The organism is Aeromonas sp. S13(2024) (assembly GCF_041402405.1).
Lineage (GTDB): Bacteria > Pseudomonadota > Gammaproteobacteria > Enterobacterales > Aeromonadaceae > Aeromonas > Aeromonas veronii.
This window is the reverse complement of sequence record NZ_JBGLRA010000003.1, coordinates 88,491-113,039: the sequence shown is the minus strand read 5'-3', so window position 1 is coordinate 113,039 and position 24,549 is coordinate 88,491. Positions and strand designations below refer to the sequence as shown.

At 61.7% G+C, this 24,549-nt stretch carries 17 protein-coding genes and 1 tRNA gene; 10 read left to right on the top strand and 8 right to left on the bottom strand.

Features of this window, described 5'->3' with window-relative positions; genetic code table 11:
- Window positions 1-35: 35 nt before the first annotated feature.
- Window positions 36-1,436, bottom strand: coding sequence for an asparagine--tRNA ligase (gene asnS, locus ACB042_RS06245; RefSeq protein WP_005337914.1), 1,401 nt, complete (start codon window positions 1,434-1,436; stop codon window positions 36-38).
- Between the two features lie 200 nt (window positions 1,437-1,636).
- Here asnS and ACB042_RS06240 point away from each other — a divergent pair, with 200 nt between their 5' ends.
- On the top strand, window positions 1,637-1,981 hold the full coding sequence (locus ACB042_RS06240; RefSeq protein WP_005359354.1) for a hypothetical protein: 345 nt from the start codon (window positions 1,637-1,639) through the stop codon (window positions 1,979-1,981).
- 9 nt (window positions 1,982-1,990) lie between these two features.
- Here the strand turns inward: ACB042_RS06240 and ACB042_RS06235 are convergent, their stop codons facing one another.
- Together ACB042_RS06235 and bioA are read right to left on the bottom strand one after the other, a co-directional pair.
- Window positions 1,991-2,803 (bottom strand): HAMP domain-containing protein, encoded by an 813-nt coding sequence (locus tag ACB042_RS06235; protein WP_371178059.1) that lies wholly within the window; start codon window positions 2,801-2,803, stop codon window positions 1,991-1,993.
- 176 nt (window positions 2,804-2,979) lie between these two features.
- Complete coding sequence (gene bioA, locus ACB042_RS06230) at window positions 2,980-4,254, bottom strand: adenosylmethionine--8-amino-7-oxononanoate transaminase (RefSeq protein ID WP_371178058.1); 1,275 nt, start codon at window positions 4,252-4,254, stop codon at window positions 2,980-2,982.
- Between the two features lie 193 nt (window positions 4,255-4,447).
- Between bioA and bioB the strand changes: the two genes are divergently transcribed.
- The 5 genes from bioB to htpX all read left to right on the top strand — a co-directional run bounded on the left by bioB (window position 4,448) and on the right by htpX (window position 9,260).
- Window positions 4,448-5,536 carry a biotin synthase BioB gene (gene bioB / locus ACB042_RS06225; RefSeq protein ID WP_371178057.1) on the top strand — a complete coding sequence of 363 codons (1,089 nt, stop codon included), beginning with the start codon at window positions 4,448-4,450 and terminating at the stop codon, window positions 5,534-5,536.
- Window positions 5,533-6,729: an 8-amino-7-oxononanoate synthase gene (bioF, locus tag ACB042_RS06220; RefSeq protein WP_371178056.1), complete on the top strand. Its 1,197-nt coding sequence runs from the start codon at window positions 5,533-5,535 to the stop codon at window positions 6,727-6,729. Before bioB ends, bioF begins: the two co-directional genes overlap by 4 nt.
- Window positions 6,722-7,537, top strand: coding sequence for a malonyl-ACP O-methyltransferase BioC (gene bioC, locus ACB042_RS06215; protein WP_371178055.1), 816 nt, complete (start codon window positions 6,722-6,724; stop codon window positions 7,535-7,537). Before bioF ends, bioC begins: the two co-directional genes overlap by 8 nt.
- 59 nt (window positions 7,538-7,596) lie before the next feature.
- The gene (gene bioD / locus ACB042_RS06210; RefSeq protein ID WP_252656436.1) at window positions 7,597-8,274 is read left to right on the top strand and encodes a dethiobiotin synthase; all 678 of its coding nucleotides are present in this window, start codon (window positions 7,597-7,599) and stop codon (window positions 8,272-8,274) included.
- Between the two features lie 113 nt (window positions 8,275-8,387).
- Window positions 8,388-9,260, top strand: a complete 873-nt coding sequence (gene htpX / locus ACB042_RS06205) for a protease HtpX (protein WP_005337890.1) — start codon at window positions 8,388-8,390, stop codon at window positions 9,258-9,260.
- 76 nt (window positions 9,261-9,336) lie between these two features.
- Here htpX and ACB042_RS06200 read toward each other — a convergent pair whose 3' ends face one another.
- The 3 genes from ACB042_RS06200 to ACB042_RS06190 form a co-directional block, all read right to left on the bottom strand.
- Window positions 9,337-11,049: a methyl-accepting chemotaxis protein gene (locus tag ACB042_RS06200; protein WP_069527875.1), complete on the bottom strand. Its 1,713-nt coding sequence runs from the start codon at window positions 11,047-11,049 to the stop codon at window positions 9,337-9,339.
- 350 nt (window positions 11,050-11,399) lie between these two features.
- Window positions 11,400-12,389: a DUF481 domain-containing protein gene (locus tag ACB042_RS06195; RefSeq protein WP_371178054.1), complete on the bottom strand. Its 990-nt coding sequence runs from the start codon at window positions 12,387-12,389 to the stop codon at window positions 11,400-11,402.
- 39 nt (window positions 12,390-12,428) lie between these two features.
- Window positions 12,429-13,337 (bottom strand): L,D-transpeptidase family protein, encoded by a 909-nt coding sequence (locus tag ACB042_RS06190; RefSeq protein ID WP_371178172.1) that lies wholly within the window; start codon window positions 13,335-13,337, stop codon window positions 12,429-12,431.
- Between the two features lie 439 nt (window positions 13,338-13,776).
- On the opposite strand from ACB042_RS06190, the gene ACB042_RS06185 reads away from it, so the two are divergent.
- A tRNA-Ser gene (locus tag ACB042_RS06185) sits at window positions 13,777-13,866 on the top strand.
- Between the two features lie 86 nt (window positions 13,867-13,952).
- Here the strand turns inward: ACB042_RS06185 and ACB042_RS06180 are convergent.
- Together ACB042_RS06180 and ACB042_RS06175 are read right to left on the bottom strand one after the other, a co-directional pair.
- Window positions 13,953-17,099 carry a multidrug efflux RND transporter permease subunit gene (locus ACB042_RS06180; protein WP_371178053.1) on the bottom strand — a complete coding sequence of 1,049 codons (3,147 nt, stop codon included), beginning with the start codon at window positions 17,097-17,099 and terminating at the stop codon, window positions 13,953-13,955.
- A gap of 15 nt (window positions 17,100-17,114) precedes the next feature.
- The gene (locus ACB042_RS06175; RefSeq protein WP_371178052.1) at window positions 17,115-18,272 is read right to left on the bottom strand and encodes an efflux RND transporter periplasmic adaptor subunit; all 1,158 of its coding nucleotides are present in this window, start codon (window positions 18,270-18,272) and stop codon (window positions 17,115-17,117) included.
- Between the two features lie 157 nt (window positions 18,273-18,429).
- Here ACB042_RS06175 and ACB042_RS06170 point away from each other — a divergent pair, with 157 nt between their 5' ends.
- From ACB042_RS06170 to ACB042_RS06160, 3 genes are all read left to right on the top strand, one after another.
- Window positions 18,430-19,158 (top strand): response regulator, encoded by a 729-nt coding sequence (locus ACB042_RS06170; RefSeq protein WP_100653372.1) that lies wholly within the window; start codon window positions 18,430-18,432, stop codon window positions 19,156-19,158.
- Window positions 19,155-20,240: an ATP-binding protein gene (locus tag ACB042_RS06165; protein WP_371178051.1), complete on the top strand. Its 1,086-nt coding sequence runs from the start codon at window positions 19,155-19,157 to the stop codon at window positions 20,238-20,240. The genes ACB042_RS06170 and ACB042_RS06165 overlap by 4 nt, the downstream gene beginning before the upstream one ends.
- A gap of 431 nt (window positions 20,241-20,671) precedes the next feature.
- Entirely contained in the window at window positions 20,672-24,547 is a 3,876-nt protein-coding gene (locus ACB042_RS06160; RefSeq protein ID WP_371178050.1) for an SNF2-related protein, read from the top strand.
- The last annotated feature ends 2 nt before the right edge of the window (window positions 24,548-24,549 follow it).

Sequence of the window (24,549 nt, the reverse complement as noted above, 5' to 3'; positions counted from 1 at the left end):
TCGGCTTTTGCAATGCAGTGGCAAGATGCCGCTGATCAGAACTCGGCGGTACGCGGAGTACGCGGGAACGGGATCACGTCGCGGACGTTGCCCATGCCGGTCACGTAGACCACCAGACGCTCGAAGCCCAGACCGAAGCCGGAGTGCGGCACGGTACCGAAGCGACGCAGGTCGCGGTACCACCAGTAATCTTCCTTGTTCAGGCCCATCTCGGCCAGGCGGGCATCCAGCACGTCCAGACGCTCTTCACGCTGGGAACCACCGATGATCTCGCCGATGCCCGGTGCCAGTACGTCCATCGCGGCAACGGTCTTGCCGTCGTCGTTGAGGCGCATGTAGAAGGCTTTGATATCTTTCGGGTAGTTCTTCACCACCACCGGAGACTTGAAGTGTTCCTCGGCCAGATAGCGCTCGTGCTCGGAGGAGAGATCGATACCCCAGGAGACCGGGAACTCGAACTTCTTGCCGCAGTTTTGCAGCACTTCGATGGCGTCGGTGTAGTCGATCTGGGCGAAGTCGGAGGAGACGAAACGCTCCAGACGGCCGATGGCATCCTTGTCCACGTGCTGGGCGAAGAACTCCAGATCGTCGCGACGCTCGGTCAGTACGGCGTTGAAGACATACTTCAGCATGGCTTCGGCCAGTGCGGCGTTATCTTCCAGATCGTTGAAGGCCACTTCCGGCTCAACCATCCAGAACTCGGCCAGGTGGCGGCTGGTGTTGGAGTTTTCAGCGCGGAAGGTCGGGCCGAAGGTGTAGACCTTGGAGAGGGCGCAGGCATAGGTTTCGGCGTTCAGCTGGCCGGATACGGTCAGGAAAGCCTCTTTGCCGAAGAAATCTTCGTTGTAGTCCACCTTGCCGGCGTCGGTGCGCGGCAGGTTTTCCATGTCCAGAGTGGAGACGCGGAACATCTCGCCGGCACCTTCGGTGTCAGAGGCGGTGATGAGCGGGGTCGCAACCCAGAGGAAACCCTCTTCGTGGAAGAAGCGGTGGATGGCTTGCGCCAGGCAGTGACGAACGCGGGTCACGGCGCCAACGATGTTGGTGCGCGGGCGCAGGTGGGCCTGTTCACGCAGGTATTCGATGCTGTGGCGCTTGGCGGCCATCGGGTAGGTGTCCGGATCTTCGACCCAGCCGACTACCTTCACCTCGGTCGCCTGTAGTTCGAAAGCCTGGCCGCTGCCCTGAGAGGCGGCAACCACGCCGGTCACTTCCACGGAGCAGGCAGTGGTCAGACGCAGCACTTCATTCTCGTAATTGGCCAGGGTATTGGGGACAACTGCCTGTACCGGATGGAAACAGGAGCCATCGGAAATGGCCAAAAATGAGATCCCCGCCTTGGAATCACGGCGAGTCCGGATCCACCCTTTGACAGTTTGGGTGGTGCCGACCGGATACTTACCGGCCAGCACATCTACTACGGATGCGTGCGTCATCGAAATATTGTCTCCAGCTTGTTCTTGCAGCGCTATTTGCAACACTAGGGAGTCTGGCCCGGGCACAGATGGCCCACCATGGCAGACTAAGCCGTCAATCTTACCCGCGCGGGTTTGATAAACAAGCAAAAATGTCGGACTCTGGTGGGGTTTTCGGCATGGTTCACTCAACAAGAGTGTCACGGGCGCAGGAGAGGTGGGTGAAAGATCGGCGGCATGGGCCAGATTGGCTGACACGGGTGTTGCAGGGGCTGGTGATGCTCTGCTGGGGCGGCTTTATCGTGCTGCTCTCCCTTTACCACTATGCCCGTCCCGAAATCGCCTACGGTTTTCTGGTCTATGGCGGGATCGAGGTGCGCGATTATTGGGACCCGGCCCTTACCCCCTGGCTGGTCTACGGGCTCTGGAGCTGTTGCGCCCTGACGCTGGCGGTGTTGCTGCTGGAGCGCAAGCGCAGCCGCCGTCAGGATGACTCCCGGCATGTCAATCTGGCCATCCTGCTATTGGTGCTGATCGCCAGTCTGCTTTTCTACTACGTCGGTTAAGCGCCCGCCTCAGTGGGGCTGATCCGGCTCCTGCCTGCTGGCCTTGGTGCGCTTGCCGAGCTGGCGCTCCACACTGTCGAGCATCTGGTTGTAGGCCACCGCCACCCGGCCAATCTCGTCGCCGTCATCCCCCTCCAGCCGGTGTCCGAAGTCGTGCAGGTCGGTGGCCTCTTCCATGGAGCGGGTCAACTGGTTGAGGGGGCGCACGATCCAGGTGCGGATGACCCAGAGGGTCAGCAGCAGTCCCATCCCGAAGATGCCGGTGAGAATGAGCGCCGAGGTGAGAATATTCTGCTCGACCCGGGTAAACAGCGAATCGAGGGAGTAGTCAAAGCGCACCGCTCCTAACACAGTGTTCTCCGGCACCAGATGACAGCTGGTGCAGTCGGTGCCGCGAAAATCCTTCTTGGCCAGCAGCGGTCGGGTCACTACCAGACGGCTGTGCATGCCGTTGTGCACCACCTCCAGACTCCCTTTGCCCGCCAGTGCCAGCTCATCAAACTCATCCTTTACCTGTTCGGTCTCCCGTCCCGGCCCGAACTGTTTGCTCACCGCGTCGCCACGAACGATGCGTGCATCCTCCACATGGGCGTGGTCGAGAAACTTGCCGCGCATAGTATCGCGGGCATCCATCTTGCCGGTCAGCATCAGCATGTTGAGACCGTCGAAATAGGCTTCGGTCTGCTCGCGGCTCTGCTCCTTGATGAGGGTCAGGATGAGATCGCGCTCGCGCACTGCCTGATAGGCTGCGGAGAAGACCAGTACCATGGAGAAGATGAAGAGCAGGAAAAAGTTGATTTTGGCAGCAATGGAGAGGCGCATGAGCAGTCTTTCTTGATAGTAAAACCGCAGCAGTTTACCCCTCTTGGGGCCTCAGGTCTGGTGTTTTGCTCACATTACGGCAAGTGAAACTGCACTGAAGTGGATAAAGTTGTCCTTATTATATATCAAATGCCGGTAGTCAAACGGGCGGCAGCGATGGCCGCCCGCTGCATGCATTAAAACTCGCCTTCGGCGATGGCCTGACGGATGGCGCCGGTCAATACCCGCAGCTCTTCAGGGGTGATGACGAAGGGGGGCATCAAGTAGACCAGCTTGCCAAAGGGGCGGATCCAGGCGCCCAGTTCGACAAATTTGCGCTGGATGCGCGCCACATCCACCCGCTCTTTCATCTCCACCACCCCGATGGCGCCGAGCACTCGCACATCCGCGACCGCCGGGTGCAGGGTCAGCTCTACCAGTTCTGTTCGCAGCTGATGCTCGATGGTGCGCACCCGCTCCTGCCAAGGTGAGGTCAGCAGCAGATCGATGGAGGCGTTGGCCACCGCGCAGGCAAGCGGGTTGCCCATAAAGGTGGGGCCGTGCATAAAGACGCCGGCCTTGCCGTTACAGATGGTATGGGCGACATGCTCGGTTGTCAGGGTCGCCGAGAGGGTGAGGTAGCCGCCAGTGAGCGCCTTGCCCAGACACATGATGTCGGGGGTGATCCCCGCCCAGTCGCAAGCAAACAGCTGGCCGGTGCGGCCAAAGCCGGTGGCAATCTCGTCAGCTATGAGCAGTACGCCGAATTCGTCGCACAGGGCGCGTACCCACTGCAGGTAGCGGGGATGGTAGAAGCGCATGCCGCCAGCGCCCTGCACTATGGGCTCAAGCACGATGGCTGCGATCTCCTCGTGATGATCGGCCATGAGTGTCGCCAGCTCCACCACGCACTGCTCGTCCCACTCGGCGTGGAAGCGACAGCTCGGCGCATCGACAAAATAGTGTTCCGGCAGGAATCCTTTGTAGAGCTCATGCATGCCGCCATCGGGATCGCAGACGCTCATGGCGCCAAAGGTATCGCCGTGATAGCCGCTGCGCAGGGCGACAAATTTGGCTCTGGGCGTCCCCCTGGCGTGCCAGTACTGCTGGGCCATCTTGAGCGCCACTTCCACTGCCACCGAGCCGGAATCGGCCAGAAATACCCGATCAAGCCCCTTCGGAGTGATCTCCACCAGCTTGCGGCAGAGCTCGACCGCCGGGGCGTGGGTGAGGCCGCCAAACATCACGTGGGACATCTTGCCGAGCTGGGCGGTGGCGGCGGCGTCCAGCTCCGGCACCTGATAGCCGTGCACGCAAGCCCACCAGGAGCTCATGCCATCCACCAGTTCACGGCCGTCGCTGAGAGTGATCTTCACCCCTTTGGCGCTGGCCACTTCATAGCAGGGCAGGGGGTGAGTGAGTGAGGTATAGGGGTGCCAGATGTGGTGCAGGTCGAATTCTTGATTGGTCATTTGTTGTTCTGTTGTCAATTTACTTGATCTGGTCGGTGTTGACAGTCTACGCGTGCTCTCTACACTAGCCAACAATTTCAGCCACTTGGCACTGCGCATCACCCTGAGCGCGCAGGCCCGGCGGCGGGTTTTGTGGCCGTCCATCCCAAGATGGCGGGCGCAGGATCCCACTAATAACAACCGGAAGCCATGTATGAATGCTCTCACCGCGGGCGGTCACGCCCTTCGTCATGACTGGACCCTAGCCGAGGTTCAGGCCCTGTTTGCCCTGCCATTCAACGATCTGCTGTTTCAGGCCCAGACCGTCCACCGCGCCCACTTTGACCCGAATGAAGTGCAGGTGAGCACCTTGCTCTCCATCAAGACCGGCGCCTGCCCGGAAGATTGCAAATACTGCCCCCAGAGCGCCCGTTACCACACCGGTCTTGAGGCCGAGCGGCTGATGGAGGTGGAGAAGGTGCTGGAGCGGGCCCGCGAAGCCAAGGCCAATGGCTCGTCCCGTTTCTGCATGGGGGCCGCCTGGCGCAACCCCAAAGAGAAGGACATGCCCTACATCATCCGGATGATCGAGGAGGTGCGCGGGCTGGGGATGGAGACCTGCATGACGCTAGGGATGCTCACCGCCGATCAGGCGGCGCGTCTTGGCGCTGCGGGGCTTGATTACTACAACCACAACCTCGACACCTCGCCGGAGTTTTACGGCGAGATCATCTCCACCCGCACCTATCAGGATCGGCTCGATACCCTGGAGCATGTGCGCAGCGCCGGCATGAAGGTCTGCTCCGGTGGTATCGTCGGCATGGGCGAGCAGGCGAAAGATCGGGCGGGCCTCTTGATGGCGCTCGCCAATTTGCCCCGACATCCCGAAAGCGTGCCCATCAATATGCTGGTCAAGGTGAAGGGAACGCCGCTGGAGAACGAGGAGAACCTCGATCCGTTCGAATTTATCCGCACCATCGCTGTGGCACGGATCATGATGCCCGCCTCCCATGTGCGCCTCTCTGCCGGGCGGGAGAAGATGAACGAGCAGATGCAGGCCATGTGCTTTATGGCTGGGGCCAACTCCATCTTCTACGGCTGCAAGCTGCTGACCACCCCCAACCCGGACGAAAACAGCGACATGCAGCTGTTCAAGCGGCTCGGCATTCGCCCCGCCCAGCGGGCCCAGAAGCCGGATCAGGTTCAAGAAGAGGAGCTGCTGGCCGAGGTGAGCCGCCAGAGCGAACCTGCCGAAATGTTTTATGACGCCACCCGTCCCCGTTCAGGGGCTGTGCGGTCATGAACGGCCCTGCAGTAACGGGCCCCTTTGCGCTGGGCGCGGCTCTGGCCGGGCGCGAGCAGGTGGGTCTGCTGCGCAACCGCATTGCGACCGACGGGGCGAGTGGCGGGCGGCTCAGGGTTGCAGGGCGCGACTACCTCAACTTTTCCGCCAACGACTATCTGGGACTGGCAGATCACGGCGCCATCAAGGCCGCCTTCAACGCGGGGATTGAGCGCTATGGTGCGGGCTCCGGCGCCTCGCCACTGGTGACCGGGTACAGCCGTGCCCACCAACAGCTTGAGGAGACCCTGGCCGAGTGGCTCGGGATGGAGGCGGTGCTGCTGTTCAACTGCGGCTTTTCTGCCAATCAGGCGGTGCTCAAAGCGCTGCTCGGCAAGGAGCATCTGCTGTGGCAGGACAAACTCAACCACGCCTCTTTGCAGGAGATGGGCTGCCAGCTCCCCTGCAAGATGAAGCGCTTTGCCCACAACGACATGGCGGCCCTTGAACGGCAGCTTGAGCCAAATCGCGGATTGATTGTGTCGGAAGGGGTGTTCAGTATGGACGGGGATCAAGGCCCCTGGGCTGAGCTCACAACCCTGGCCGCCCAAAGCGGCAACTGGCTGATGATCGACGATGCCCACGGCCTCGGCGTGCTGGGGCCCGAGGGGCGCGGCACGCTGGCGGCACAAGGGGTTCCACCTGCCAGCGTACACATCCAGATGGGCACTTTTGGCAAGGCGCTTGGGGTTGCCGGTGCCTTTGTCGGCGGCAGCCGCGAGCTGGTGGAGTATCTGGTCAACTTCGCCCGCCACTATGTCTACAGCACCCATATGTCCGCCGCGCAGGCTTGCGCGGTCAGCAAGAGCATCGAACTGGTGCGCGAGGCTGATGAGTCCCGCGCCCATCTTGGCCAGCTGATCGCTCGCTTCCGGCAAGGGGCAAAGGATCAGGGTTGGCAGCTTGGCGCGAGCGATACCCCGATCCAGCCGCTGCTGGTGGGGGAGAGCAGTGCTGCGCTGCAACTGGCTGAACGGCTGCGGGAGCGCGGCGTCTGGGTGAGCGCCATCCGCCCGCCCACGGTGCCGGTCGGTACGGCCCGGCTGCGCATTACCTTAAGCGCGGCTCACCGCGAGCAGGATGTGGATCGCCTGTTCGATGCCTTGGGTGTCTGCCCTGCAGTTACAACGCTTGGGGAGGCTCACCATGACTGAGCGTTTTCAAACGGTTGACAAGGCGCAGCTTGCTCGCCGTTTCGGCGCCGCCGCTCGTCATTACGATGCCCACGCCCGCTTTCAACAGGAGGTGGGTCAGGCGTTGCTGGAATGGATGCCGAGCAGGCCGGTTGGCACTGATCTGACGGTGAGCGGGCTGGATCTGGGCTGCGGCACCGGCTTTTTCTTGCCCCAACTGGCGAACCGTTGTCACCAGCTGGTGGGGCTGGATCTTGCCCCCGGTATGCTGGCGCAGGCCGCCTTGCGTGGCAGCGGTGCTCGCCTGTTCTGCGGCGATGCGGAGCAGCTTCCTTTCGCCGATAACGCGTTCGACTGGGTTTTCTCCAGTCTGGCGCTGCAGTGGTGCGAGCGTCCGGCCCAGGCTTTTGGCGAGCTGCTGCGGGTGGTCAAACCGGGCGGCCAGATCTTTTTCTCAACCCTGCTCGATGAGTCGCTCTGGCAGTTGCGAGCCGCCTGGCAGCAGCTTGATAGTCACGCCCATGTCAATCGCTTCCTCAGCCTGCCACAATTGGAGCAGGCGCTGGCTAGCGCCGGGGTATCTGCTCCCGAGCTGCGTTGTATCACCTGGGATCTCGCCTATCTTGAATTGCCGCAGTTGTTGCGCGATCTCAAGGGGATTGGGGCCAATCAGGTCAATGACAATCAGGGGAGTGCCGCCCCGGCCGGTCTGAGCGGTCGCGCCAGATTGCAGCAGCTGACGCAGGCGTATGAGGCGTTTCGCCAGCCCGATGGCAGGCTGGTCGCCAGTTATCGGGTATGCCTCGGCCGTCTCAGCAAGCCTCGCTGAGCGCCGGGAAACGCAGTGTGTGCAGGGTAGTCAATGGGCCCTGCCAAGGAGAGAACCGTATGAAATCATTCTTTATCACCGGCACCGATACCGATGTGGGCAAGACGCTGGTGGCGCGCACCCTGCTGCGTGAATTCAGCGCACAGGGAATCAAGTGCGCGGGTTACAAGCCGGTCTCGGCCGGATGTGCCCGCACTCCGGACGGGCTGCGCAACCTGGATGCCGTTCTGTTGCAGGAGGCGGCGAGTCTGCCGCTGCCCTATGAGGTGGTCAATCCGTTCGCCTATGAGCCGCCGATTGCGCCCCACATTGCCGCCAGCGAGGCGCGCCAGCCTATCACCATGCAGGGGGTGAGCGAAGGGCTACGCAAGATTGAACAGGCCGGGGCCGAACTGGCGGTAGTGGAAGGGGCGGGGGGCTGGTATCTGCCGCTCGATCGCAAGCATCTGCTGTCGGACTGGGTCAAGCAGGAGAACATGGCGGTGATCATGGTGGTGGGGGCCAAGCTGGGTTGCCTCAACCATGCGCTGCTCACCTTTGCCGCCATCCGCAACGATCAGCTGCCGGTGGCGGGGTGGGTAATTAATCGGCTCCATGGTTCCATGAGCCATTATCAGGAAAATCTGGACACCCTGAGGGGCTTGCTGCCTGCCCCCTTCCTCGGCGAAATTCCGTTTATAAACAATCCGCTTGAAGCCGATTTGCAGGGGCGTCTCGATATCTCGCCGCTACTTTGACGGCATATTCAGCGAACATTCATCGAATCTCCCTAGAATGTCGACATTAACATGATCAGGTGGGGATCCCGAGTGATCCCCGGTCATGTCCCTTATCTTCACAAGGAGTCTATATGAAGCGAATTATGCTATTCCTGGTGACCAACCTGGCCGTCATGCTGGTGCTGGGGGTGGTACTCAATATCCTGTTCTCGGTTCTGGGGATCAACAAGTCCAGCATTTCCGGGCTGTTGGTGTTCTGTGCCGTGTTCGGTTTTGGGGGTTCCTTTATCTCCTTGCTGATGTCCAAGTGGATGGCCAAGCGCAGCTATGGCGTCCAGGTCATCGAGCAACCCCGTAACGAGACCGAGCACTGGCTGGTGAGTACTGTGGCCCGTCAGGCCCGCGAAGCGGGTATCAAGATGCCGGAAGTGGGGATCTACGACTCTCCCGAGATGAACGCCTTTGCCACCGGTGCCCGCCGCGATGATTCGCTGGTGGCGGTCTCCTCCGGCCTGCTCTACAGCATGAGCCGTGACGAGGCGGAAGCGGTACTGGCCCACGAGGTGAGCCACGTGGCCAATGGCGACATGGTGACCCTGACCCTGATCCAGGGGGTGGTGAACACCTTCGTGATGTTCTTCGCCCGGATCGTGGCTGGCGTGATCAGCAACTTCTTCAGCTCCAACAACGAGGAAGAGAGCAGCAGTACCGGCGGTTTTGCCTACATGATCACCGTGTTCGTGCTGGAGATGCTGTTCGGTATTCTGGCCTCCATCATCGTCATGTGGTTCAGCCGTCAGCGTGAGTTCCGTGCCGATGCCGGTGCCGCCAAGCTGGCCGGTCGCGACAAGATGATTGCCGCCCTTGAGCGCCTCTCCCGCGGTGCCGAGCCTCAGTTGGAAGGCTCAATGATGGCCTTTGGCATCAACGGCAAGCGCTCCATGAGCGAGCTGTTCATGAGCCACCCGCCCATCGAGCAGCGTATCGCCGCCCTGCGTGGTTGATAGATGCTGAATGACGGGGAATACCCTGAATAAAAAACGGCTGCCTTCGGGCAGCCGTTTTGCTTTTCAGCGTTCTTTAAAGCTTAAAGTGCCCCATCTCCTGGCGCAGTACCCGTGACAGCTGCTTGAGCTTGGCCGCCTCTTGCGACACGTGACGGGCGGCATCCCCCGATTGCTCGGAGAGGGAGGTGATGTTGCCGACGGTGGAGACTACCTCGTTGGCGGCGGTCGACTGCTCGCGCAGGGTGTGGCTGATCTCTCCCATCAAGCCGGTGAGGTTGGAGGCGTGGCTCTGGATGCTGGCGATCGCCTCGCCGGTCTGGTTGGCCAGCGTGACCCCGCGAGAGACGTTGTTGACCGTGTTCTCCATGCTGCGGATGGAGGCATCCGCCCCACTCTGGATTTTGCTAATCATCCCGGTGATCTGCTGGGTTGAGGCCGCCGAGCGACTGGCCAGATTGCGCACCTCGTCGGCCACCACCGCAAAGCCGCGACCCTGTTCACCGGCCCGCGCTGCCTCGATGGCCGCGTTGAGAGCCAGCAGGTTGGTCTGATCGGCGATACCGCGGATCACCCCGATGATCTCCGAAATCTGCTGGGTATGGCCGTTGAGCTCGGAGATGGTGCTGGCTGCATCCCCCACAGTGGTGGAGATATTCTCGATGCTGCCAAGCGTCTCTTTAATGACCCCCGAACCCTCCTCCAGGGTATTGGCTGAGACCTTGCTCAGCTCGTCAGCATGGGTGGCGTTGTCGGAGAGGTGGCTGATGCTCACCACCAGCTCCTCGATGGCGGCGGCCATGGTCTGGGTGCTGGTTTGCTGATCGGTAGCAAACTGGGCGGTCTGCTCGGCAATTTGGGCGATGCTGTCGGCAGAGTGGGACAACTCCTCGGTGGAGTGGGAGACCTTGGCGATGATCCCCTTGAGGGTGGTCTGCATACCGCCGAGCAGACCGATCAGGCTCTCTTTCGATCCTGGCGGCACCTTGATGGGGCGCGAGAAGTCCCCTTCCGCCATCATATGGAGATCGGTCTTGAGCTGTTCGACCGAGGTGCCCACCAGATCGAGCAGGGAGCGATAGGTGCGCCAGAGGAAGAACATCAACACCAGACCGAGGGCGATAAAGAGATAGCGCAGCATGTCGGTATTGGCGATGGCGCTCTCGACTGCCTCGTGGTTGCGCTGCTCCATCATCACGTAGAAGTCATCGATGGGGGACATGATGCGCCCCTTGTTCTGGTGATAGGCCTTGTCATGCATCATGGCGATGGCTTTTTGCTGGTTGGCAACCGGATCGCCATCGGTCTGCTGCACCAGCTTGAAGGCGGCGACCTCGGTGTTGACCAGGGCATCCGAGTTGTTTTTGGCCTCGTTCAGTTTGGCGAGCTCACCGTCGGTGAAACCGGCATCCTTCATCAGGTCGATCAGGCCACGGCGAACATTGCTGTCGGGGCGGGGATTCTGGCCGTTGGCGGCGACAAAGTCCCAGTAGATACGGTTGTAGCCATCCGGCCTCGGCTGTTCGCCGTTGCGAATGGCCAGGATCCGCATGTACTGCTGCTCGTAGGCTGGATCCTTGGTGATGACATAGGTGCGACCGAGTCGGGTCAGATCATCGGAGGATTGGCGCAGTTCGTCGGCCAGCAGGTAGGAGACATATTGTTGTCGATAACTCTCTTCCAGTTGTTTACCCGCCCAGCTGTAGGCGAAAAACACCAGTGACAGCAGGATCAGGGTGATGACGGATAGCAGCAGGTTGAGCTGAAAGGCGGGCTTGTTCTGTTCCATGGTATGGGCGTCCTTTCCCTATGGCTGAGTGTCGTATGGAGCATCGCCAAGTCAATGGCTGGCAAGGCTTTTTGCTCTGAGAGTATAGGAAGGGAAACTCACTGATGAAGGCCGTGGGGACAAATTAAGGGCGGATCAGGTGAACAAGTGTGGATAAAGATGACCGGGGTCAATTCCCTTACCAAGTTACAGTGAGTGGGTTGCTGATTTTCTCTTGCTTGGAGGCGGGGGCTTTATCGCCTCCATGAAAAGTGGGGAAAACCAATGCAAGTTTTAGTGGAGAAATATATAAAAATGAATTTTCTCTAATTCATTGAGGCGATAGAACATGTACCTTGTTTGCAATCGACTCAGAAACTGGCGCCAAGGCTGAGCAGGTGTCTTAGTTCGCTCTCCCGGGGTTCCGGGCTGCCTGTGTCGACAAGGATGTCAGCATCTTCCCAATCCAGCTCACTCGACCAGGAGAGGCGCAGATGGTCGTTGAAGTAGTAGCGCAATCCTATGCTGCCTTTCAGATCCTGATTACGGGTGAAATAGGGGGAGGCTTGTGCCAGATATTTCAGATAGCGCCCCTGGCTGAACAGCTCCATTTTCTCCTGCCAGAGGGAGAAAGGTTGGCGATAATCCCAGTTAAAACCGGCGAAGGGGTAGTCAATGACCCGTTCACCCAGAAAAATCTTGGGAACCTCGCTATCTTCACGGAAGTAGAGTCGGCTTAATCCCCCTTGGGCCATCAGCTCCAGTCGGCGGCGTTTGTCGTTCCAGAAGCGGTAGCCAGGCCCCGAGCCATAGTCCATGTAGAGATAGCGATCTTTATCCAGCATGTCATATTCGGCATCGAGTGAGGTGCGCAAGAACCACTGCTGGTTGAAGAAGTAGTCCAGCGTAGGGTTGAGCTGATAATCATGGCTGTCGGTGACGTTGTCAGCGGTCTCATAGGTATATTCACCGGAGAAGCTGTAACGCCAGTCCAGATTGGCCAGCTCGCTTTTCCACTTGAGGTTGACGTTGTTGGTCTGCTTGTCATTCTGTTTGAGTTTGACATTGAGATCGCCGCTGCCGGTCCAGAGCCAGGCGTTGCGTTCATCCTGGTCGTCCTCGAACAGCTTGAGCCCACCCTTTGCCGTTGCCTTGGGGTTGTCCTCTTTATCGATGCGCCAGCGTTTGATGGCCTCCCGCTGGACGGTGACTGCGCCGCTGTAGGGCAGGGCGATGCGCACCGACTGTTCGGTCACCTCCTCGATGTTGCCGGTCAGACGATCGCCATTGTTCATCCAGAGAATGTCCTTGGCCCACAAGGAGTGACAGGCCAACAGGAGTAGGAGGGGCAGGAATTTCATGAGGTAAGGTGACTCCGGTGTGACTCGGGCGCTGGTGACTTAGCCACTGACAAGTTGGCTGCTGATGGGGCGGGGCAGGCCATTTTTGCTCTCCAGCGCCGCCGTCACCTCATCCTGCATCACATCAGGTGCGCTGATAAAGCTTTCTACGGCCGGTGATAGCATCAGCGGGGCGCCATTTTCAAGCTCCTCTTCGGTGCGGGAGAGCGGGGAGTGTACCTCCAGCCAGCGGCGACCATCCGGTTCGATGGCTACCTTGACCGGTTGATTAATGACCCGCACCGGCGTGCCGATCGGCACAATCTTGAACAGGGCCTCGATATCGTCAGGTCGCAGCCGGATGCAGCCTGCACTTACCCGCAGGCCAACGCCAAAATCCTTGTTGGTGCCGTGGATCAGGTAGTCGCGCTTGCCATAGCCAAGGCGCATGGCGAACTTGCCAAGGGGATTCTCTGGGCCGGGGGGCACCACGGCGGGCAGGGTGATCCCTTTTTGCTCCAGCCAGGATTTGCGCACCATGGGACCGGGTACCCAGGTCGGGTTGGGATTTTTCTCGATGACGGTGGTGGTCATCTCCGGAGTCTCGCGGCCGATATCACCAATCCCGATGGGCAGCACGATGACCTCCTTCTTCCCTTTGGGGAAGTAGTAGAGGCGCAGTTCGGGCAGATTGATGACGATCCCCTCGCGCGGCACATCAGGCAACAGCATCTGGGTGGGCAGCGTCAAGCGGGTTCCCGGCTTGGGTAAATAGGGGTCTACACCCGGATTTGCTTCAAGCAGCGCCAAAAATCCAATTTGCGTATTTTTTCCAACCAGTTCCAGATGTTCATTCTGCTGGATGATGTAATCCTCCAGCTCACCGATGAGGCGACTCCCGGCAGGTGGCAGCGGGTAGCGTTTGGCCTCTGCCGGCGCGGCGCAGAGCAGGATCGCTGCCAGCAGCATGGAAAGGGCGGGCGTTAAGGGTAGGGGCTTGAGTTTCGGCAATCGCATAAGGAGATCCATCAGTTCAATCGGGGCGGAACATCATCAACACAGCCGCCAGAATGGCGCGATTGTTCCTCAATCAGCCCATGATTACCAGCTTGCTGCGCACAAGCAATGATGTGGGGATACATAGGAAACCGGCCAAAATCGGCATCACCCATAAATTTGAGCGCCAAGCAGGGAAAAGAGACGACTCATGGCAATGGGGCAATATCACGATATGGATAATGGCCGGGTGTGCGAGAGGGTTAATGTCGGGTGGATGCAGGGTGGCCTAGCAACGCGAACAGCACGCGCCGCATTGTGAGCCTGCTCCCAGATATCTGATTCAGCCATTTGATATCTAAGAAATTTTTATTGCATCCTCGGCCCTGCTTGGGTAAAAATCTCTCCCCACGGAGAGATGCCGGAGTGGCCGAACGGGATTGACTCGAAATCAATTGTGGCAGCAATGCCACCCAGGGTTCGAATCCCTGTCTCTCCGCCACATACCAAGCCCAACCTGTTTAGCAGGTTGGGCTTTTTCTTTTGGTGATGTGCTGAGGGACTATCCGGCCGCCCGTGTATCTGTGGTCATCGAGCCGGGTTAATGCTGTTGGATGCTCGCCGTGCCTGCCAAGAGTACAGACGCTGCTGCGCCCCGATGATGAAGACAAAAAAGACCGGTACGAAGAAGATGGCCAGCAGGGTGCCGCTGATCATGCCGCCAAACACGCCGGTGCCGATGGCGTGCTGGGTCTCCGCGCTGGCGCCACTGGCGAGCATCAAGGGCACCACCCCGAGGGTGAAGGCCAGTGACGTCATCAGAATGGGGCGCAGGCGCAGGCGCAGGCGCAGGCGGGCAGCAGTAACAGCCGCATCAAGCAGCGAGCGCCCTTCACTGTGCAACTGGCGCGCAAACTCCACGATGAGGATGGCGTTCTTGGCCGATAGACCGATGATGGTGATCATGCCTACTTTAAAGAAGACGTCGTTGGGCATGCCGCGCAGCATCACGGCCGCGACGGCGCCGAGCAGGCCCAGCGGCACTACCAGCATCACCGAGAGCGGGATCGACCAGCTTTCATAGAGTGCTGCCAGAACCAGGAAGACCACCAGCGCCGACAACAGCATCAGCAGGGGGGCCTGCTCGGCCGACTGGCGCTCTTGCAACGACTGTCCCGTCCAGGCCAATGCGAAGCCTGGCGGCAATTGCGCCACCAGACGCTCCATCTCCGCCATCGCCGCTCCGCTGGAGATGCCGGGCGCTGCCCCCCCGGCAATACGCACGGCAGGGAAGCCATCGAAGCGCATCATCTGTTGCGGCGATTCGCGCCATTCCGGTGTCACCACCTCCCGCAAGGGGACCATGCCGCCGCTGGCATTGCGCACCCGCAGGCCGAGCACATCATCGAGCTGCATGCGTGCCGACGCGTCGGCCTGCAGAATGACCTGCTGCATGTGCCCGCCGTTGGGGAAGTCGTTGACGTAGAGCGACCCCATCGCGGCCGACAGGGTACTGCTCACGCTGGCGAACGAGAGTCCCATGGCTTCGGCCTTTTGTCGGTTGATCTCGAGGTGAATGCTCTCGCCGGGAGGCAGATTGTCGGGATACACATCACTGACTACCTGGCTTTTAGCGGCCAGTTCCAGCAGTTGTGCTTGGGCGGCCAGCAGCGCGGCTTCCCCCCGGTTGGCTCTGTCTTGCAGGAACAGGGTGAAGCCGGAGGCGGTGCCCAGCTCGTCGATGGCGGGCGGCAGCAGGCTCATTACCGTGCCTTCAGGAATGTTTGCCATAGCCGCTTGTGCCAGATCTGCCTCTTCGGCTGCCGTGGCGCCATGACGCTGATCCCAATCTTTGAGCATGGTGAAGGCCATGGCCGCATTGGGGCCTGCGCCGGAGAAGCTGAAGCCCTGCACCACCAGGTTGGTGTCCAGCGCCTCGCGAGAGACGACGTGAGCCTCGAAGGCCTTGACCACCTCAAGAGTACGCTCGCTGGTGGCGCCGGTCGGCAGCTGGATGGAGGTCATGAAGTAGCCCTGATCCTCGTCTGGCAGGAAAGAGGAGGGCAGCTGGGTGGCGGCGATGGCTAGCACGGCGCAGAGGGCGGCAAAGGTTGCCATCATCCGTCCGCTGCGCCCGACCAGCTGGGTTACCCGCGCACCGTAGCCTGCCGTGAATCGCTCGAAACCCCGGTTGAAGGCACCGAAGAAGCCGCGCTTCTCATGATGATCCGGACTGACCGGACGCAGCAAGGTGGCGCAGAGCGCGGGCGTCAGGGTCAGGGCGAGGAAGGCCGAAATGAGGATCGACACCGCCATCGACAGGGTGAACTGCTGGTAGATGACCCCCACCGAGCCGCTGCCAAACGCCATGGGGAGGAACACCGCCGTGAGCACCAGGGTGATGCCGATCACCGCCCCGGTGATCTCCTTCATGGCCTGCGCGGTCGCCTCACGGGGCGACAGCCCCCGGGTGGCCATCAGGCGCTCGACGTTCTCCACCACCACGATGGCGTCGTCGACTATGATGCCGATGGCCAGCACCATGCCGAACATGGTGAGGGAGTTGATCGAAAAACCGGCCAGCAGCATCACCGCGAAGGTGCCAAGCAGAGCGATGGGGGCGACGATGGCCGGGATCAGGGTGTAGCGCAGGTTCTGCAGGAAGAGAAACATCACCAGAAACACCAGCACCATGGCTTCCAGTAGGGTGTGGATCACCTTTTCGATGGAGACCTTGACGAAGGGGGCCGAGTCAAAAGGGATCGAATAGGCCATGCCCGCCGGCAGGGTGGGGGCGAGCTGGGCGAGACGGGTGCGTACCGCATCTGCGGTACGCACGGCGTTGGCGCCGGGGGAGAGCTGGATGGCGGCGCTGGTGGCGGCCACGCCATTCTCCCGGTTGGAAAAGGCGTAGGATTGCGCCCCCAGCTCGACCCGGGCGACATCACCCAGCACCAGCTTGGCGCCATCACCACCAGCTCGCAGCACGATGGCGGCGAACGCCTCGGGGGTTGTCAGCTGCCCTTGAACCGTGAGGGGTACCGTCAGGCGCTGGCCAGGCAGGGCGGGCTCGTCACCGAGACGTCCCGGTGCAATCTGGATGTTCTGCTGCTCGATGGCCTGTGCCACCTCGCTGATGGTCAGCCCGTAGGCGGCGAGTTTGGCCGGATCTACCCAGATGCGCATGGCCTGCTCGGCGCCGAACAGCTGCACTCGTCCTACCCCGTCGATGCGGCGCAGCTCCTGCACAATATTGCGTGCCATGTAGTCGTTGAGGGCAACTTCATCGAAGCGGCCATCCGGTGAGGTCATGCCGACCATCATCAGAAAGCCGGATGAGGCGGACTCCACCTGTAGGCCGGTCTGCCGCACCGCTTGTGGCAAGCGAGGTTCGACTGCCTTGATGCGGTTTTGCACGTCCATCTGGGCCAGCTCCGGATCGGTGCCCGGCTTGAAGGTGGCGGTGATCTGCGCGCTGCCCGAGGCGTCCACCGACGACTCGAAGTAGAGCAGGTTCTTCACTCCCGACAGCTCGCGCTCGATAAGGCTCACCACCGCATCGTTCAGGGTCTGCGGCGTGGCACCCGGATAGGCGGCATAGAGGGTCACCGACACCGGCGCCACCGAGGGATAGCGGGAGATGGGGAGCTTGGGGATGGCGATGACCCCTGCCAGCACGATGAACAGGGCGATCACCCAGGCAAACACCGGGCGATGGATAAAAAACTGCGGCATGGATAACTCTCCGATTCAGCGAATGCCACCGTCAGCCGATTGGCTGACGGCGGGTGGTTGCCAGGGGGAGGCAATGACCTGAACCCCCGGGGTCAGACGGTCGATCCCTTCGATCACCACCTGTTGCCCGGCACTGAGCCCGGACGCGATGCGGTACTGGCTATTCACCAGTTCAGCGGTGTTGACCGGAACCAGCTGTGCCTGCCCCTGGCCATCCAACACCCACACGCTGGTCTGACCCGAGGTGCGAACTACCGCCTGCTGGGGCACGGTCAGGGCGTTGGCATAGCGGGCACGGGGGATGCGCGCCTGCACATAGAGGCCGGGCAACAGCCGCCTCTCGGGATTGTCCACCAGCACCCGCAGCAGCACGTCGCCGGTCCCGGCATCGACCTCGATGCCGGAGAAGAGGATGCGCCCCTGCATTCCCAGCGGTGTGCCATTGCTGCCGAGGATCTCTACCGCCAGTTCCGGTGCCGTTGAGCCAGCCTGTTGGTGCAGGGATTCCAGCACGGAGGCCGGTTGGCGCACATCGACGTAGACCTGATCAATCTGCTGGATCCTGGCCATGGGGGTGGCATCGGTGGGCGACACCAGGGCCCCTTCACTCACCAGCGCCTGATCGATGCGTCCGGCGATGGGGGCCTCCACGCTGGCAAATTGCAGGTTCAGTTGGTGCCGGGCCAGGGTCGCCCTGGCCTGGGCTACATCGGCGGCCGCCTGATCCCGCTGGGAGACCGCATCGTCATAGGTCTGGCGGCTGATGGCGTCGGTGCGCAGCAGCGGCTTCAGGCGGTCAATCTGGATGCGAGCGCGGGCCAGCACGGCCTCGGCCCGTTGCAATGCGGCGGCGGCGCTGTCGACATCGGCCTTGAAGGGGGCCGGGTTTATCTGGAACAACACGGTACCTGCGCTGATCTCTGCGCCCTGCTCGAACAGGCGGCGCTGCACGATACCGCTGATCTGGGCGCGAATGTCGGCGCTGCGCAGTGCTGCCACCCGGGCGGGCAGATCCTCGCTGATGACCAGCTCCCGACCAGTCAGAGTCAGCACCGATACCTGAGGCAGGGCGGGTGCCTCCTGCTCTTGCGGCGCGGCATCGCACCCCGCCAACCCGAATGCGGCAATGACGGCGAGCAGGGCGCCCGCATACCGCTGTTTTACAAACATCATCCACTCACCTCGTTAAACCGTCTCTCCGGTGTGATGTGACCGAAGAGTGCATCGAGCGGCCATTATGGCGAGGGGCTATTGCGAATAATTCGAGGCTTTGTGGAGAATCCATGGAGGCGATGATAAAGTTCAACGCCACCTTTTTTCGAGTCCGACTATGTCCCATCTCAATGCTCCCGCCAGCCCGGCGGGCCAGTCACTGGTACTGATTGCAGAGGATGAAGCCGAGATCGCCGACATCCTCGCCGCTTACCTGCAACGTCATGGCTTGCGCTCCCTGCACGCCGCCGATGGCCGTGAAGCGCTGGCCATGCATCAGGCATTCAAACCCGATCTCCTGCTGCTGGATGTGCAGATGCCGCAACTGGATGGCTGGCAGGTGCTCAGCGAGATCCGGGCGCGCGGCGATACGCCGGTGATCATGCTGACCGCCCTCGATCAGGATCTCGACAAGCTGATGGGGCTGCGCATGGGGGCGGATGACTATGTGGTCAAACCCTTCAATCCGGCCGAAGTGGTGGCGCGAGTGCAGGCCGTGCTCAGGCGCACCCGGGCCGTAAAGCCTGCCACGGCGAATGTGCTGCGGGTCGGCCAGTTTCAGATCGATCTGGAGAGCCACGAGGCCAGCATTTTCCGCGATGACCAGCAGCAGGTGCTGGAGCTGACCCTGACCGAGTTCAAGTTGCTCGCCTCTTTGATGCGGGCGCCGAAACGGGTGTTCAGTCGCGCCGAACTGCTGACTCACTGCCTGCCGGAGGGGGATACCCAGGAGCGTACGGTGGATAGCCACATCAGCAAGTTGCGCAAAAAACTGGAGACACACGGCATTCAGGGGGTCCCCGCCAGTGTCTGGGGGGTTGGCTATCGCTTCGGGGGCGATGCATGAGATCGGCGCCCGGCCTTCGCAGGCAGATCATCCGCTCTCTGGGCTTGATGACGCTTGGTATCATCTCCCTCGCGGTGATCGGCACCTATGTGTTTTATGGCATCGCCGTGGCGTTTGTGCCGGGCAGCATCTCCGAGACCTGGGTGCCCTCCAGAGTCGAGATGTTATGGATCGGCTCCACCATTCTCATTGCATTGGGGATGGCGCTGTACGTGGCGGTTCGCCTCTCTCGCCGCATCCTGACTCCCCTCAACTCGGTGGCAACCAGCCTGCGCGAGGTGGCCGAGGGCAAACTCGATGCCCGCGTGCCGGAGGATGAGCAGGCGATCGGGGAGACGGCGCAACTGGTGCGCGACTTCAACGCCATGGCCGAGCGGCTGCAGAGCATGACCCGCGAGCGGGAGTTCTGGAATGCCGCCATTGCCCACGAGTTGCGCACTCCCGTCACCATTTTGCGCGGCCGCTTGCAGGGGCTGGCCGAAGGGGTATTTCCTCCCAGCAGCGAACTCTTCGAGGGATTGCTGCGCCAAGTGGAGGGGCTCAATCACCTGATCGAGGATTTGCGGGTATTGAGCCTCAACGACAGCGGTCATCTGGAGTTGCAGCGGGCCGAGGTCAGGCTGGCCGACGAGCTTGCCGTGGTGCTTGAGGCATTTGCCAGCCCTCTGGCGGCGAGCGGATTTGTGTTGCAGCGGGAGCTGGATAGCGAACTTCATGTCTGCTGCGATCTGTTTCGCATCCGTCAGGCCCTGATGGCGCTGTTGGAAAATGCCCAGAAGCACGCGCTGCCGGGCCTGCTGACCGTGCGGCTGCATCGCTTGGAGAGTGTGTGCGTCCTGAGTGTGGAAGATGAGGGGCCTGGCATCAGCGAGGAGGTCGCCGCCTGTATCTTCGATGCGTTTCGTCGCGGAGATCCGTCACGCTCGCGCAAGAGTGGCGGCAGCGGACTCGGACTCGCCGTGGTCAAGGCGATTGCCGAGGCGCACGGCGGCAGCGCGGTTTGCCAAGCTACCGGGCAGGGAGGGAGCAGATTCGTGCTCTCCTGGCCCATCTCGGCCATGTCCGGTTGCCCTGAAACCTAACCTACGGGCGGCAGGTTCTGATGAAGCTATACAGCTGACAGTTGCCCGCACAGGGGCGTTCGACAAGCGACGTCATAGGGTTTTCACCGCTTGTGCCGGGTGAGCAGGAGGGGTTGGGACATGGCTCATTTGGCGCGAAATCATGGTTTTTTGCCGCTAAAAATTGAAACCGTTTTCAGAAATCCTTTTCAACTGTGATCCGCTTCAAAGCTTTTTCGGGCGCCAACCTCTAGCATTGGCTCCACGAATTAGGGGCTAGCGCTCCCGATTTTCCCGCTGTGGGAGGTAACCGGATGATCCGGCTATTTCCTTCGTTACTTTCGACGGTCATCATGGATGGCCGTTTTTTTTTGAGTTATTTCACGGTAAAGGGTCGAGCCGCTGGCGCTTTACCGTTAAAATTCCGCTTTTGCACTTGCCCGTGAGTCTTGATGTCTGCGTCCACCCTCTCTTCGGATAGTTATGCCCTGCTCGCCACCCTGCAATTGCAGCGCGTTGCCAGTACCCGTTTGCTGCAAGAACAACTGGCGATAGGCCATGCCCTGATCGATAAACTGACCCGACTGCAGGATGCGGGGCTGGTCAGATTGCGCGGGGAGCAGCAGTGGAGCCTGACCGCCGAGGGGACGCTGGCGCTGATCCTGGGGGTGCGGGCCGGTCTCTGCCCGGCGCCGGACTGGAGCCGGGTGCCCTCATTGACCGGGCAGGATCTCACCCATGCGGTGGTGCGCGAGCTCTGTCGCGGCAAAGCGGGGGAGATCCCCACCTATTTCTCGGCCAGCGATCTGCTGACCCTGCTCGATACCCCGGACGCTCACCAGTTGCTGGCGGGCTCCAGCCCCGCCTGGCAACAAATGTTGCTGGAGCACTTCTCGCTGCAACTCTTGCTCGATGCCCCCTATGAAGAGCGCTGGCCGCTGGCCAATGCGCTGGTGCGCTGCGCCCCCGAGGTGCAGGCCCGGGCCAAAGCGTTCGAGGCGGAGTGGCGCTGGCTCTGCGGGGATGGCGAGAGCACCTCGCTAACCGGCGAGGATCAGGATGCCGCCCCCGGCTGGCCAGCCCTGCAGGCGCTGGCCCAGCAGAGCCAGAGCGGCCCGCTTGGCGAGCGACTGCTCACCGCGCTGGGCCAGTGGCAGGCAACCGATGAGGGTGAAGCGGGCCAGTGGCCCCGTTCATTCAGCGCCCTGCTCTGGCTTGGCTGGTTGCAGCAGGCCGATCCCGTCATCGCCAGCGAACAGCGCAAGAAGTGGCAGCGCAGTCTGACTGGCCAGTTCCCCCTGCTTGCCGATCTGCTCAGCCAGTGGGCGGGCGATCGCCACGGTCAGGCAGTCGGCTTGTTCGATACCTTGCAGCTGCCGGTGGAGGAGCTCCACTGGGGCTATCTCTGGCTCGATCTCTGTGCGCTGGCCCGTCACGGTGCCCAGAGCCCGCAGGTGGCCATGTTGCACAAGTGGGATCTCTCCCATCTGCTCGATGCCGAACCCCATCATCGCCTGATGGCCTTTTGTCAGGATCTGCTGCGCATCTTGTTGGGCGAGGCGGCCAAAGGGGCGCCCTTGTGCCAACTGCGCGGCAGTGAGGAGAGTGCGCAAGAGGGCAGTGACGAGCAGGATGATGACGGGGACGAGGATAAAACCGCGGCCTCTGCCAGCTGGCTCAACTGGTTGCAGGGGCTGGGACGTTCCAGTGGCGTACGCAAGCCGCAGGAGCGGTTGGTGTGGCTGCTCCATGCTGACGGCCCCGAGCTGGAGTGCAAGATCCAGAAACTCAGTACCAAGGGGGAGTGGACCGCCGGTCGCCGGGTCGATCCGGCCCTGCTCTCTACCCAGTATGCCGCCATGCTCGACGAGCACGACTGGGCACTGGTCCGCACCCTGCCACGGGTGATGGGACGACTGCCGCGGGATGTCTGGGCGCCGCTGGCCGATCACCCCCGCTTGTTCAACGCCAAGGGGCAGAAGCTGCAACTGGCCATCAGCGCCCCCCTGCTGCAGGTGGTGGCCACCGAGCAGGGGATGAGCGCGCAGCTCTGCCCCGATGCGGCCGCCCGCGGGGCCCATATCATGCCGCTGGCGCAGGACCTGTGGCAGCTCATCCTCACCCCGCAGCCGCTGCTCGACCGCTTGCCAGCGCTCGAATCCATCCCGCTGCTGCCCGCCGAGGGGCTGGCCGAGCTGCAACGCACCCTGGACGCCATTCCCGAGCTGCCCTGGCATAGTCAGGTTGCGGGGCTTAGCGGCAACGCCGAACTGGCTCCCTGGCCGGGCATTCCTTCGGTGCAACTGGATTGGCAGGATGGTCAGCTGTCGGTCAAGCTGGTGACCCGCTTTGAGGATCTGCCGCCCCAGCCCCTTGGCAAGGGGGAGGCGATCGTGCGGCAGGGGATCAAGGCGTACCACTACTGGCAGCGGGATCTCGCGGCAGAGAAGGGGCAGGCCCAGTTGCTGCGCAATCAATTGCCCATCGGCCTGCCCGGCAGCGAGTGGCTGCTGCAGGGGGAACAGGCGCTGGCGCTGGTCAATGCCCTGCCCGAGCTGGTGGATGCCGGTGTGGTCATTCACTGGCATCAGGACAGCGCTCGCCTCAAGAGCCTTGATGAAGCGGCTCTGAGCCTGCGCATCGAGCGGCGGCAGGACTGGTTCCAGGTCGAAGGGGCACTGGCGCTCGATGAGCACCAGATCCTCGATCTGCGCCTTATTCTGCGCCAGATGACCCCGGGGCAGCGCACCGTTCAGCTCGACGAGAAGACCAGCCTGATGCTGAGCGACAAGTTGGTGGAGCGGCTCACCATGCTGGGGGCCATGCTCGATGAAGAGCAGCGCATCAACAACAAGCTGGCCTATCCGCTCACTCGTCTGCTCTCGGTCATTACCACCGAAGGGGATGCAGCGTGGCAATCCCTGCAGCAGGAGTGGCAGCAGGAGGTTGATTGCCCGGACGAACTGCTCACCTCCCTGCGGGACTATCAGAAAGAGGGGGTGCGCTGGATGGCGACCCTGGCCCATCACGGTTTTGGTGCCTGTCTGGCCGATGACATGGGTCTGGGCAAGACGCTGCAGGCGCTTATCGTGCTGCGGATGCGCCAGCACCTTGGCCCTGCGCTGGTGGTGGTGCCCAAGTCAGTGGTCACCAACTGGCAGGAGGAGGTGACCCGTTTTGCCCCCGAGCTGGATGTGGTGGTGTTCGAGAACCCGGCCGAGCGGGAGGGGATTATTCGCGAGGCCAAGGTCGGTCAGGTGATCCTCATCAACTACGGCATGCTCGGCAGTCTGGCGGAGGCGCTCAAGTCCCGCCGCTGGTCGAGCATGGTGCTCGATGAGGCGCAGCAGATCAAAAACGCCGGTACTCAGCGCGCCAAGCTGTTGTTCCAGCTCGACGGCGATTTTCGCCTCGCCCTCTCCGGCACCCCCATCGAGAACCATCTGGGGGAGCTGTGGAGCCTCTTCACCTTTATCAACCCGGGGCTGCTCGGCAGCCTCGGCGAGTTCAAACGCCGCTTTGGCAAGGCAGTCAAGGATCCCCAGCACATGGCCTTGCTGCGGGCGGTGATCAGCCCCTTTATCCTGCGCCGCCTCAAGCAGGAGGTGTTGACCGAACTGCCGGACAAGACCGAGATCATCCACCACATCAGCCTCTCCCCTGAGGAGCGCCAGCTCTACGAGGCGACCCGGCGGGAAGTGGTGCAGCAGGTGCAAAGCGCCGATGGCCGCGCCCTGATGCATGTGCTGAGTGGCCTGACCCGGCTGCGCCGCCTCTGCTGTTCGCCGGAGCTGGTGATGCCCGAGTGGTCGCAGACCAGCAGCAAGCTGGATGAGGCGATGGCCCTGCTGGAAGAGGCGATCGACGGCGGTCATCGGGTGCTGGTGTTCAGTCAGTTCGTCGATCTGCTGAGCCTGTTGCGTGCCCGCATCGAGCAAAAATCCTGGGATTACTGCTATCTGGATGGGGGCTGCTCTGCCAAGTCCCGTCAGGACTCCATCCTGCGTTTTCGCCACGAGGAGGTGCCGCTGTTCCTCATCAGCCTCAAGGCAGGGGGGACCGGCCTCAACCTCACCCAGGCCGATACCGTGCTGCACCTCGATCCCTGGTGGAACCCGGCGGTGGAAGATCAGGCGAGCGATCGGGCGCACCGGATGGGCCAGACCCAGCCGGTGACCGTGTACCGGCTGGTGTGCGAGCAGACGGTGGAGGAGAAGATCGTCGCTCTGCACGACGAGAAGCGGGCGCTGGCCGATGGCCTGCTGAGCGGCCAGTCCGAGGTGCGCGGACTGGATGTGGAGAGCCTGCGGGCCCTGCTGATGGGCTGATT